Consider the following 12,747-nt stretch of genomic DNA (forward strand, 5'->3'; position numbering starts at 1 on the left):
CCACCTCCGTCGGGCCCCGGCCATCGGGCCACGTCCGTCGGGCCCCGGCCATGTCAGCGGCCGAACATCCCCACGTACAACCAGGCGCCTGCCACGAGGCCGCAGACCAGTTGGGCGAACGCGTAGGACCCGATGCTCACGCCCGCCCAGGGAACCGGCCGCCGCACCTCGCTCAGTGTCCGTGAGCGCTCGGGCCGCCGGGGGTCGTAGACCACGTCCACCGCCTCCCCGGGCTCGGGCAGAGGGAGCGGGTAGGGCCTTCGGGAGCTGCTGTAGTGCGGTTGATCGGCATGGTCCACGTAGCGGTAGGCGCACAAATAGCCCCCGTTCAACCGGTAGGCGTGGTCGCACTTCGCCACCACGTGCACCCCTTTCCACCGCAGCCGCAGGTGTACGAGGAGCGAGGCCGCCGCCCATGGCGCAACGGCCACCGCGGGGGCGACCAGCAGAAGCCACGAAATCCACGGCCCAATTGTCACGGTCTCTCCATCGACGACAGGCTCACGACATAGCGCCCCATAACCGGATACGAGGAACCAATGGCACAAACTCCGGCAAACAACAGACCCGTTGTCCAACCATCCTGGATCGACCCCAACGAGTCGCTGCACTACAAGGAAATGTACCGGGACCTGAGTCACAGCGTCACCGGGATGAAGCTTGACATTTCCGGGCTCGCCGCCAGTATCACCGGGCTCAAGACCGACCTCACCATCGCCGCGCTGGGCCTCACGTTCGTCAAGGCGGACCTCACCCTCATCAAGATGGATGAGAAGGGCATCACCATTCGCGGCAAGCAGTGGGCGACTTTCCCCTGGGCCGACGAGAAGAAGAACCTGGAAAACCGAATAGAACGCGAGGAGAAGAAGAGCGAGCAACGCCAGAAGGATCTCGAGAAGGAGGTCAGCAAGCTCCAGAGAATAAAAGGCGAGATCAACGAGAAGCGCACCGAGGCGGGATCGACGCAGGACCGGGCCAAGCTGTTCAAGATCCGCACCGAGCTGTCCGGGCTGGTGGCGGAAGCGGAGCGCACGGAAAAGAAAATACGCACCAAGCTGGACAAGATCAGCAAGGCCGGCTCCTTGCAGGAGACGCTCGACCGGATCAAAAAGGACGAGAAGACCGCGGAAGAGGCCCGCAAGAAGGTGATGGAGAACGCCGGAAAGACCCGGCAGGAAATGCGTGCCCTCATGGGCGAGCTCCGCTCGGCGCAGAACGGTGTCCGCAACCTCGCCAGGAGCCTCTGACAGCCGCCGTGTTTCACGGATGACGTACGAAAGGTGGCACCGACGTGTCATTGACGACCAATCTACGGAGCGCGGCCTCCGCCACCCAGCGGCTGTCCCGGGCCCTGGCACAGGGCGGAAAAGCCGTCTCCGGCATGAAGACCTCGGCCACCCAGGGCACCGCCGCGGTGGCGAAACTGCGCGGTGGCGCCGACAAGGCCGGCTCGTCCCTCGGCAAGCTCCGCACCTCGGCCAACAACGGCAACACCGCCGTCGGCAGGCTGCGGACCGGCCTCAACAACGCGAACACCTCGCTCGGCAAGGCCAAGGGCGGCGCGGACAAGTTCAAGACCTCGCTCGACAAGCTCAAGGGCTCCGCCGACAAGGCGAAGAACGCCCTGCGTGACGTCAAGCGTCAGGCGGACGCGGTCGAGAAGTCGGTCGGAAAGGCCGGCAAGAACGCCGACAAGACCGGCAAGACCATGGGTGGCGGGCTCACCAAGGGGCTCAAGGGGGCGAGCCTGGCGCAGAAGGGGCTCAACCTGGCCATGGCGGCCAGTCCGTTCGGCCTCATCATGACGCTGCTCGCGCCCCTCATCGCCAAGTTCGTCAACGTCGACAAGATCGTCTCCGTCGTGACCAAGGGCTTCAAGTCCGGCATGAAGGCGATCCAGAGCGCCGTGTCGACGGCGATCGGGGTGATCACGCCGATCCTCAAGGGCATAGGCAACGTCATGCTGGCGCCCTTCCGGGCCTTCGCCACCGCCGTCAACACCATCATCGGCGCCCTCAACGGCTTCAAGGTCTCGATCCCGGGCTGGGTGCCGGTCTTCGGCGGCAAGAGCTTCTCCATCAACCTGCCGAAGATCCCCATCCCCCACCTCGCCAAGGGCGGCATCGTCCAGCCCCGCAACGGCGGCACGCTCGCGCTCATCGGTGAGGCCGGCGAGCACGAGGCCGTCATCCCGCTCAGCAAGCTGGAGCGCATGATCGGCCCCGGAGCGGGCCGCGCCCAGATCGCCCGGCTCGCCGAGGCCGTCGAGCGGCTCGCCGACCGGCCCGTCCACGTCCAGGTCGACGGCCAGACCATCGCCCGCGCCGTGATCGCCGGACACCGGCAGCTCGCCCGCCGGTAGCCCACGACCCCGGTAGCCACGGTGCCGACAGCCACGGCTCCTGAAGCCCACGGTGCCGACAGCCACGGTGCCGACAGCCACGCGGCACCCGCAGCCCACGGTGCCGACAGCCACGGCTCCCGTAACCCACGGCACCAACGGCCACGGCACCCGCAGCCCACGGCACCAACGGCCACGGCACCCACAGCCCACGGCACCGACGGCCAGGGCCCCGGTAGTCACGACCAAGGAAGGAGGCACGTCCCATGCCAAGGAATCTCTGGGTCGGCCTGCCCGGACAGCTCCGGGAGATCAGTCAGGCGGCCACCGCCTTCGAACGCGGCGCGGACCTCGGCGTCTCCCAGTTCGCCTCGCTGAGCGGCCAGATCACCACCATCGCGCCCCGCCGCGCCCCCCGCCGGATCAAGCTCGGCTTCGACCGGCTCTCGCAGGACGACGCGGCGCATCTGGACCGGCTGGCCCGGCGCATCGACGGGCCGGGGCCGATCGAGATCATCGACCCGGTCGCCCGCAACCTGCTCGATCCGCTCCAGGCCGAGGGCCGTATCGCGTCCAGTACGGCGTACAACGTCTGGTACACGTCCGTCAGCGGCAGCGGCAGGCTGGAGCCGTCCACAGCCGCCGGCGCGCTGCCCCAGACGTACGTCTGGAAGCCGGAAACGACCACGGCCCAGCTCAGTTGGCACCGCCGCCCGCGGGCCGGCTTCCCCGTCGCACCCGGCATGCGGGTGCGGTTCACGCTGCCGAAGTCGTGGCGGGTCGGCCCCTGCGCGACGCGCCTGCACTGGCGCGACGCGGCGGGCACCTACCTGTCGTCCGCGGCCGACACCGGGCACACCCTCGTCGCGACCGCGCCCGCGGGCGCCGCGCTGGTCACCCCCTCGGGCGTCACCGGCGAGATCGGGACGTACGGTCTCGACGGCGCCGTGCTGACCATCGAGGACGACCACGTGCCCACCGCCCCGGCGAACCTGCTCCTCGCCGACCAGGCCGCCGGCAAGGGCGCGCTCTCCCAGTGGTCGGCGACCGGCGTCACCCTCTCGACGGACGCGTCGGGATACGCGGTCGCGTCCCTGGCCGCGTCCACCGCCGGAACGCTGGCCTTCGTCAACGGCACGCAGAAGGGCCACGCGCTGCCGCCCGGCGCCGGGCTGGTCGGCCTCGTGCTGCCCGCCGCCGTCCGCACGCGGGCCCAGAACTGCACGCTGACCTTCTACGACGGCGCCGGCGCGACGCTCGCCACCACCACCGGGTGGGCCCCGGCGACCGTGCCGGCCGGAGCCACCCAGGTCTCCGCCACGGTGTCGTTCGCCTCCGCCACCACCGCGTTCCAGTCGCGGATCGGCCCGGCGAAGCTGCTCCACCTGGACCCCACGGTGCCCCAGTTGCCCGGTGACGGGTGCCCGGTCATGGCCGTCACGGCGTACACCGACTCCCCCGCCCGGCCCCTGCCGTACCGCAACGTCTCGATCGAACTGGCGGAGGTGACCAGTGCGAGCAACTGACGAGGCGCTGACCGGAACACTCCGGTCCGGGTCGCGCATCGCCGACCACACCACCCGTCTCGGCGGCCAGGACGTCTCCGAGCAGGTCCAGTCCTGGCAACTGGAGCGCAGCTACAGCACCGACCTGCCGGACGCCATGCGTGCCTTCTCCGGCAGCTCGTCGGCACAGTTGCAGCTCCAGCTCTCCGGCAGCGGCGGCACCTCGGCCCCGGCCCTCTATTCGCCGTGGGCGCCGCGCTCCAGCGGTGACATCGCCCGCCCGGGCCAGTCCGTGGTCCACGGGTACGGCACCGACGCGGGCGTCCTGCCGGCGTTCCGGGGCACCCTCCGCAACCGTTCCGCCGCGTCGGGCACCGACACGGTGCAGCTCACCGCGCTGGACGGCGCCGAGCGGCTGCACGGCCCCGCGGAGCTGCCCAAGCCGTACGCCGGTTTCTACTGGAGGCGGCCGGTGGCCACCGCCACCTGGTGCGTGGACGAACTGCTGCGCCAGGCGGGCGTCCACTCCTGCCCGCCGCCGCGGCATCCGGAGTTCGACCCGGCCTCGCCGCTCACCCTGGTGTACGCCTCGCTGCACGGCGGGTTCGCCGCCACCTACGGGCAGCCGGAGATCGTTCCCGACCCCCGTCACTACAGTTGGAGCCGGGAGGGCGCCCCGCACGAGATGGCACTCGTGCCGCACGCCGGCGCGCCGGACAACGGCGCGATGACCGCCTCGTGGTTCCCGCGCAGCCGGGTCACCGTGCCGGGCAGCCGGCTGTTCGCCGAGGCGTGGGTGAACAGCGCCGTCGGCTTCGGCGGCACCGTCGCCCTGGAGCTGGACCTCAACCGCACCGGTACGGCGACCGGGCGGCTGCGGCTGGCCGTCGATTTCGCGGCCGGCAAGGTGTTCATGCACTCCGGCACCCGCGAGGGCAACGGCTGGTACTTCTCGTGGGGCGTCTCGGCGCTCAAGGACAAGCCCGGCGTCTGGCACATCGGGGGGCTGTTCGACACCACGTCGACCGGCTCCTCCGTGCTGCCGACCGTGCAGCCCTTCCTCACCGGCCCCGACGGGAAGCACTATCCGTGCGGCCCGGCGACCTTCACCGATCCCTCGGCCGAACAGCCGGCCGCCGAGCTGTACCAGTTGCGGCTGGTCACCCAGCTCTCCGCCGAGGCCGTCCAGCTCACCAGCGGTCTGGCCGCCGCGCCCACGGCCACGGAGTTCGCCCAGACGGGAGCCTGGGCCAAGGAAGCGGAGCTCGACGACGCCGTCCTGCCGCTGTACGCGGTGCCGCGCGTGTCCGGCTCGCAGTGGGAGGTGATCACCCAGATCGCCAAGGCGAGCATGTCGACGGCCGAGTTCGACGAACGGGGGATCTTCCACTGGCGCAACCACACGCGCTTCGCGAAGCCCCCGACGGCACCCGACCTGACCCTGACATCGGTCCGGGACATCGCGGCGCTCACCGTCACCGAGGAGATCGACGCCTGCCGCAACTACTGCGTCCAGCCCTACAAGGACTGGACGTCCGTGCAGGTGTCGAGCGGGACGACGTACAACGACACGGTGGTGCGGGAGGTGCCCGGCAACAGCTCGGTGACCCTCAAGTACGTACTCGCCGAGGAGGAGTTCGACATCGGTCCGCCGAACGTCGACGACGACCAGAGCGTCGCACCGGGCTTCTCGGTGCGCTTCGCGGCCGCCAACGCGGCGGGCGCGGACGCCGTCAAGGGCGCCGTGGACATCCTCGCGCGCCGGGAGGAGGGGCACCTGGTGCTGCGGCTCACCAACCGCACCGCCCGGCGCCTCTACACGGTCACCGAGGACGGCAAGCCCTCGATCCGGGTCCAGACGCTGAAGCCGTCCACCGAGGCGGTCGAGCGGAAGGCGACCTCGTGGGCCTCCGGCAGCACCAGCGAGAAGTACTACGGGCGCCAGGAGTTCTGCGCCGAGGCGAGCGACTGGGTCCAGGACTACCGTGCCGCGCAGGAACTCGCCGACGCGATGCGGGCGGCCGGCCAGTACCCCGTGCCGGTCCTCGGCGAGGTGGAGGTGCTGTACGACCCCCGCCTCCAGCTCGGCGACGTCGTCCGGGTCGTCGACTCCAGCGGCGCCGCGCTGGACACGTACGCCTGGGTCGTCGGCATCAAGACGGCCTCGACGGCGCCCGGGGCCGTGCAGCAGACCCTGACCCTCCGCGGGACCAGGACCAACGGCCTGCCGGCGGACGCCGGCCTGACCCCGGACACCCCCTCCGACCGCACCCCGCCCGCGGCCGGCACCACCTACACGGCCGTCGCCGCCGCGTACCCGACCCTCGGAGACCTCTCGGGGAGCGGGCTGACCTGGCGGCAGGTCAAGGAGAGCGCCCCGTGACCGAGAACCCGCCGCCCGTGGACATCACCACCGAAGCCCCGGGCGACCCGACGCAACCGGTCGAGGTGCTCCTGGAGGAGCACCCCGTCACGTCCGTCCCCGACGACCCGGCCCCCGAACCGCCGGCCCCCGACATCCCGGCCCCCGAGTCCGCCCCCGTCGCCCCCGTCTCCGGCGGAGGACAGGAGGAGATCGCATGACCACCCAGTACACCCCTCTCAGCGGCCTTCCCTACCCGCAGCCGAGCGACCCCGCCGACCTGCCCTCGCACCTCCAGTCGCTCGCCCAGTCCCTGGACGGGCGCACGGTGATGCGCTTCGGCACCGCCTCCGAGCGCGACGCCAAGATCACGGCACCGGTGGCCGGGATGGTGGCGTGGATCGCCTCTCCCGGGCGCCTGATGTACTACACCGGCTCGGCCTGGGCGCCGGTCGGCCCGGTGCCGGTCTTCCGGGTCAACCTGGACGGCGGCAGCACCACCAGCACCGCGTGGTCGGAGACCCTGACGGACGCCGTGGGCGACCCGATGAACGCCTCGTTCACGGTGCCCGCCTCCGGCCAGGTCATCATCACCGTGGGCTGCTACATGCACAGCACCGCCACGGGCGTCGGCACCTACATGTCGGCGAACGTCCGCAACTCCGCCGGGGCCGTGGTGCTCGGCGCCTCCGACGACCGGGCGGCGCTGGTCAACACCCCGAACCGGTCATCCGTGTCGACACAGTTCCTGGTCAGTGGCCTCGCCGTGGGGACCACGCACACCGCCACGCCCGCGTACCGCACCGCGGCGACCAGCAGCACCGGCAACTTCGACACCCGGTTCATCCGCATCGACCCGGTGATCTGAGACCCGGCCCCGCGATGTGACCACCCCGCACGCCCCCTGCCCGGCCCTCCCCGCGCCCCCCGCCGCGCGGCGGGCCGGGCTTTACCCGTCCCCCGGCACCCGCCCAAGATCCCCCGGCACCCCCCGAGGTCCCCCGGCGTCCCCGGCACACCCCGCCCCGCCCCGACATCCCCAGACGAGGAGACTCACCGATGGCAGCTCCCCTCTCCCCCGACCGGCTCCTCGCCGCCCTGCGCGCCGAAGGCGTGCGCGTCGTCGAACACCCCGGCTGGCGCACCCGCAACCGCAACCACAAGGGTGCCTGGGGCCCGGTGCACGGCGTGATCGTCCACCACACCGTCTCCAGTGGTTCCGCCGCCTCCGTCGCCCTGTGCCGCGACGGGTACGCCGCCCTGCCCGGCCCCCTCTGCCAGGCCGTCATCGACAAGGAGGGCACGGTCCACCTGATCGCCAACGGCCGCGCCAACCACGCCGGGGCGGGCGACGGCGACGTACTGCGCGCGGTCCGGGCGGAGACCGCCCCGCCCTCGCCGAACGAACAGGACACCGACGGCAACGCCCACTTCTACGGCTTCGAGTGCGTCAACCTCGGTGACGGCAAGGACCCGTGGCCGGCCGCCCAGATGGACGCCATCGAGCGGGCGAGCGCCGCGATCTGCCGGGCACACGGCTGGTCGGCGGCCTCCGTGATCGGCCACAAGGAGTGGACCTCCAGCAAGACCGACCCGCGCGGCTTCGAGATGCGCACGATGCGCTCCCGTGTCGCCGCCCGGCTGAAGACCACCACGGCACCGGCCCGCCCGGACCGGCCCGCCACCCCCCGCTACCAGCCGTTCCCCGGCTCGGCGTTCTTCACCGCGAGGACCAGCTCCCCGGTGATCACCGCCATGGGCCGCCGCCTGGTCGCCGAGGGCTGCTCGGAGTACGCGGTCGGCCCGGGGCCCCGCTGGTCGGAGGCCGACCGGCGCAGCTACGCGCGGTGGCAGCGGAAGCTCGGCTTCTCCGGCGCCGACGCGGACGGCGTACCGGGCCCCACGTCCTGGAACGCCCTGAAGGTTCCGTACACCCGATAACTCCGCCACACCGGATGAGGAGATCCCCCCATGTCCGACGCCGCCAAGCGCACCGCGCGCACCGTCCTCCAGTCCGCCGTGGGTATCGCCGTCGTGCTCCCCGCGATCGTCGACGCGTCCGGTGTCCCGGCGACCCTCCCCTGGGTCGCGGGGGCACTGGCCGTCGCCGGCGCGGTCACACGGATCATGGCCCTGGAGGCCGTACAGAGGCTGCTGCCCTCCTGGCTCAGCAGCGGGTCGCCGGGAGCCGCCGATGAACGACACTGACCGGAACGACCCGGTCGCGGTCGCCCTCGAACTGGAACGGCTGCGGGGCACCCTGGAAGCCGGGTTCGCCCGGGTCGACGGCTCCCTCGCCCTGCTCGTCCAGCGCAGCGACCAGACCGACAAGCAGCTCGCCGACCATGAGACCCGGCTCGACGCGCTGGAGCGCACCCGCTGGCCGCTCGCCAGCGTCACGGCGCTGACCGCGTGCGCGGCCTTCACGCTCGCCCTCTGGCAGGCGGCCGGCCGGTGAAACACCGGAAGGCGGCCGGCCGGTGAAACGCCGGAGGGCGGCCACCCCGTACGAAACGGGGTGGCCGCCCTCCGGTCGATCAAGCGACTCGCTTACTGGTTGTACGGACCGTAGTCGTAGTCCTCCAGCGGAACGGCCTGGCCGGAGCCGGTGCCGAACGGCGAGTAGTCGATGTCGTCGTAGCCGACGGCCGAGTACATCGCGGCCTTGGCCTCCTCGGTCGGCTCGACCCGGATGTTGCGGTAGCGGGACAGACCCGTACCGGCCGGGATGAGCTTACCGATGATGACGTTCTCCTTGAGGCCGATCAGGGAGTCGGACTTGGCGTTGATCGCCGCGTCCGTCAGGACCCTGGTCGTCTCCTGGAAGGAGGCCGCGGACAGCCACGACTCCGTCGCCAGCGACGCCTTGGTGATACCCATGAGCTGCGGACGGCCGGAGGCGGGGTGACCGCCCTCGGTGACCACACGACGGTTCTCCGACTCGAACTTCGACCGCTCGACCAGCTCGCCCGGCAGGAGCTCCGCGTCGCCGGACTCGATGATCGTCACACGGCGCAGCATCTGCCGGATGATGATCTCGATGTGCTTGTCGTGGATCGACACGCCCTGCGAGTTGTAGACCTTCTGGACCTCGCCGACCAGGTGGACCTGGACGGCACGCTGGCCGAGGATGCGCAGCACGTCGTGCGGGTTGGTGGCACCCGCGGTGAGCTTCTGGCCCACCTCGACGTGGTCGCCCTCGTGCACCAGGACCTTGGCGCGCTTCGAGATCGGGTAGGCCGTCTCGTCGCTGCCGTCGTCCGGGGTGACGACGATCTTCTTGGTCTTCTCGGTCTCCTCGATCCGCACGCGGCCGGAGGCCTCGGAGATCGGGGCGACACCCTTCGGCGTACGAGCCTCGAAGAGCTCGACGACACGGGGCAGACCCTGGGTGATGTCGTCACCGGCCACACCACCGGTGTGGAAGGTACGCATGGTGAGCTGCGTACCGGGCTCACCGATGGACTGGGCGGCGATGATGCCGACCGCCTCACCGATGTCGACCAGCTTGCCGGTGGCGAGCGAACGGCCGTAGCAGTACGCACACGTGCCGACCGCGGACTCACAGGTCAGGACCGAACGGGTCTTGACCTCCTCGACGCCCGCGGCGACGAGGGCGTCGATGAGCACGTCACCCAGGTCGACGTTGGCCGGCGCGATGACCTTGCCGTCGACGACGACGTCCTCGGCGAGCATCCGCGCGTACACGGACGTCTCGACGTCGTCCGCCTTGCGGAGCACGCCCGCCTCGTCCTTGACCGCGATCCGCAGCTTCAGACCGCGCTCGGTGCCGCAGTCCTCCTCGCGGATGATCACGTCCTGCGAGACGTCCACCAGACGACGGGTCAGGTAACCCGAGTCGGCGGTACGCAGGGCGGTGTCCGCCAGACCCTTACGGGCACCGTGCGTGGAGATGAAGTACTCCAGCACGGACAGACCCTCGCGGAAGGACGCCTTGATGGGACGCGGGATCGTCTCGTTCTTGGCGTTCGACACCAGACCACGCATACCGGCAATCTGACGCATCTGCATCATGTTGCCTCGGGCACCCGAGTTCACCATCATGAAGATCGGGTTGGTCTTCGGGAAGTTGTCGTTCATCGCCTCGGCGACCTCGTTGGTCGCCTTGGTCCAGATCGCGATGAGCTCCTGCGTGCGCTCGTCCTTGGTGATCAGACCGCGCTCGTACTGCTTCTGGACCTTCTCGTCCTGAGCCTCGTACGAACGGACGATCTCCTTCTTCGCCTCGGGAACGACGACGTCGGAGATGGCCACGGTGACACCGGAACGGGTCGCCCAGTAGAAGCCGGCCGCCTTCAGGTTGTCGAGCGTCGCCGCCACGATGACCTTGGGGTAGCGCTCGGCGAGGTCGTTGACGATCTCGGAGAGCTGCTTCTTGCCGACCGAGTAGTCGACGAACGGGTAGTCCTCGGGCAGCAGCTCGTTGAAGAGCGCGCGGCCCAGGGTCGTCCGCAGACGGAACGAGTCACCCTGCTGCCACTCCGGCTCGCCCTCTTCGGCGACCGGCGGGGTCCAGCCACGCGGCGGGACGGTGCCGATCGGGAAGCGGATGTCGACCTTCGCCTGGAGCGAGAGCTCCCGGGCGTCGAAGGCCATGATCGCCTCGGCGGTGGAGTTGAACGCACGGCCCTCGCCGCGCACCTCGCGCTCCTCCTCGTCCGTGGTGAGGAAGAAGAGGCCCAGCACCATGTCCTGGGTCGGCATGGTGACGGGACGGCCGTCGGCCGGCTTGAGGATGTTGTTCGAGGACAGCATCAGGATGCGGGCCTCGGCCTGCGCCTCCGCGGACAGCGGCAGGTGCACGGCCATCTGGTCACCGTCGAAGTCCGCGTTGAACGCGGTGCAGACGAGCGGGTGGATCTGGATGGCCTTGCCCTCGACGAGCTGCGGCTCGAAGGCCTGGATGCCGAGGCGGTGCAGCGTGGGCGCACGGTTCAGCAGCACCGGGTGCTCGGCGATGACCTCTTCGAGGACGTCGTACACGACGGTGCGGCCGCGCTCGACCATGCGCTTGGCCGACTTGATGTTCTGCGCGTGGTTCAGGTCGACCAGGCGCTTCATCACGAACGGCTTGAAGAGCTCCAGCGCCATGGCCTTGGGCAGGCCGCACTGGTGCAGCTTGAGCTGCGGGCCGACGACGATGACGGAACGCGCCGAGTAGTCGACTCGCTTACCGAGCAGGTTCTGGCGGAAGCGACCCTGCTTACCCTTCAGCATGTCGCTGAGGGACTTCAGCGGGCGGTTACCGGGACCGGTGACCGGGCGACCGCGGCGGCCGTTGTCGAACAGCGCGTCGACGGCCTCCTGGAGCATCCGCTTCTCGTTGTTCACGATGATCTCGGGGGCACCGAGGTCAAGGAGACGCTTGAGGCGGTTGTTCCGGTTGATCACACGGCGGTACAGGTCGTTGAGGTCGGAGGTCGCGAAGCGGCCACCGTCGAGCTGCACCATCGGACGCAGGTCCGGCGGGATCACCGGGACGCAGTCCAGCACCATGCCCTTGGGGCTGTTGCTGGTCTGGAGGAACGCGGAGACGACCTTGAGGCGCTTGAGCGCACGGGTCTTCTTCTGGCCCTTGCCGGTACGGATGATCTCGCGGAGCTTCTCGGCCTCCTCCTCCAGGTCGAAGGACTCCAGGCGCTTCTGCAGCGCCGCGGCACCCATCGAACCGTCGAAGTACGTGCCGAAGCGGTCACGCAGCTCGCGGTAGAGCAGCTCGTCGCCCTCCAGGTCCTGGACCTTGAGGTTCTTGAAGCGGTTCCACACCTCGTCGAGGCGGTCGATCTCGCGCTGGGCGCGGTCGCGGAGCTGCTTCATCTCGCGCTCGGCACCCTCGCGCACCTTGCGGCGCACGTCGGCCTTGGCGCCCTCGGCCTCCAGCTCGGCCAGGTCGGTCTCGAGCTTCTTGGCGCGGGCCTCGAGGTCGGCGTCGCGGCGGTTCTCGATCTGCTGGCGCTCGACGGAGACGTGGGCCTCCAGCGACGGCAGGTCGCGGGTGCGGCGCTCCTCGTCGACGTACGTGATCATGTACGCCGCGAAGTAGATGACCTTCTCCAGGTCCTTCGGGGCGAGGTCCAGCAGGTAGCCCAGCCGGGACGGGACGCCCTTGAAGTACCAGATGTGGGTGACCGGGGCGGCCAGCTCGATGTGGCCCATCCGCTCACGGCGCACCTTGGCGCGGGTGACCTCGACGCCACACCGCTCACAGATGATGCCCTTGAAGCGGACGCGCTTGTACTTGCCGCAGTAGCACTCCCAGTCCCGGGTCGGACCGAAGATCTTCTCGCAGAAGAGTCCGTCCTTCTCGGGCTTGAGGGTGCGGTAGTTGATGGTCTCGGGCTTCTTGACCTCGCCGTGGGACCACTGACGGATGTCGTCAGCGGTGGCCAGGCCGATCCGCAGCTCGTCGAAGAAGTTGACGTCGAGCACTATGCGTCAATCCCTCTCAGGGTCGTGTCTCAATCATGGTCTGTACGGGGTCCGGGGAGGGGCCGGGGCTCAGGGTTACCGAGCCCCGG

The 12,747-nt window shown here is 70.0% G+C and carries 11 protein-coding genes; 9 read left to right on the forward strand and 2 right to left on the reverse strand.

The genetic code is table 11. From position 1 onward, the window contains the following. Positions 1-53: 53 nt before the first annotated feature. Positions 54-479 (reverse strand): hypothetical protein, encoded by a 426-nt coding sequence (locus ACZ46W_RS29740; RefSeq protein ID WP_468343948.1) that lies wholly within the window; start codon positions 477-479, stop codon positions 54-56. 60 nt (positions 480-539) lie between these two features. On the opposite strand from ACZ46W_RS29740, the gene ACZ46W_RS29745 reads away from it, so the two are divergent. The 9 genes from ACZ46W_RS29745 (at position 540) to ACZ46W_RS29785 (ending at position 8,666) form a co-directional block, all read left to right on the forward strand. Continuing rightward, entirely contained in the window at positions 540-1,247 is a 708-nt protein-coding gene (locus ACZ46W_RS29745) for a hypothetical protein (RefSeq protein ID WP_468343950.1), read from the forward strand. 44 nt (positions 1,248-1,291) lie between these two features. Continuing rightward, the gene (locus ACZ46W_RS29750; RefSeq protein WP_468343953.1) at positions 1,292-2,362 is read left to right on the forward strand and encodes a hypothetical protein; all 1,071 of its coding nucleotides are present in this window, start codon (positions 1,292-1,294) and stop codon (positions 2,360-2,362) included. A 245-nt stretch (positions 2,363-2,607) separates the two neighbouring features. After that, positions 2,608-3,867 (forward strand): hypothetical protein, encoded by a 1,260-nt coding sequence (locus ACZ46W_RS29755; RefSeq protein WP_468343956.1) that lies wholly within the window; start codon positions 2,608-2,610, stop codon positions 3,865-3,867. Beyond that, positions 3,854-6,229, forward strand: coding sequence for a hypothetical protein (locus tag ACZ46W_RS29760; RefSeq protein ID WP_468343959.1), 2,376 nt, complete (start codon positions 3,854-3,856; stop codon positions 6,227-6,229). Before ACZ46W_RS29755 ends, ACZ46W_RS29760 begins: the two co-directional genes overlap by 14 nt. Continuing rightward, entirely contained in the window at positions 6,226-6,429 is a 204-nt protein-coding gene (locus ACZ46W_RS29765) for a hypothetical protein (RefSeq protein WP_468343962.1), read from the forward strand. Before ACZ46W_RS29760 ends, ACZ46W_RS29765 begins: the two co-directional genes overlap by 4 nt. Continuing rightward, on the forward strand, positions 6,426-7,076 hold the full coding sequence (locus ACZ46W_RS29770) for a hypothetical protein (protein WP_468343965.1): 651 nt from the start codon (positions 6,426-6,428) through the stop codon (positions 7,074-7,076). The genes ACZ46W_RS29765 and ACZ46W_RS29770 overlap by 4 nt, the downstream gene beginning before the upstream one ends. Positions 7,077-7,267: 191 nt before the next feature. Next, on the forward strand, positions 7,268-8,149 hold the full coding sequence (locus ACZ46W_RS29775) for a peptidoglycan-binding protein (protein WP_468343968.1): 882 nt from the start codon (positions 7,268-7,270) through the stop codon (positions 8,147-8,149). Positions 8,150-8,179: 30 nt separating this feature from the next. Further along, a complete protein-coding gene (locus tag ACZ46W_RS29780) occupies positions 8,180-8,416 on the forward strand; it encodes a hypothetical protein (RefSeq protein WP_468343971.1) in 237 nt (78 codons plus the stop codon). Next, on the forward strand, positions 8,403-8,666 hold the full coding sequence (locus ACZ46W_RS29785; RefSeq protein ID WP_366130401.1) for a hypothetical protein: 264 nt from the start codon (positions 8,403-8,405) through the stop codon (positions 8,664-8,666). The genes ACZ46W_RS29780 and ACZ46W_RS29785 overlap by 14 nt, the downstream gene beginning before the upstream one ends. Positions 8,667-8,758: 92 nt before the next feature. On the opposite strand, the gene ACZ46W_RS29790 is transcribed toward ACZ46W_RS29785, so the two are convergent. Next, the gene (locus ACZ46W_RS29790) at positions 8,759-12,658 is read right to left on the reverse strand and encodes a DNA-directed RNA polymerase subunit beta' (protein ID WP_366130400.1); all 3,900 of its coding nucleotides are present in this window, start codon (positions 12,656-12,658) and stop codon (positions 8,759-8,761) included. Between the last annotated feature and the right edge of the window lie 89 nt (positions 12,659-12,747).

The sequence above is a fragment of the Streptomyces sp. NPDC031064 genome (assembly GCF_055570965.1).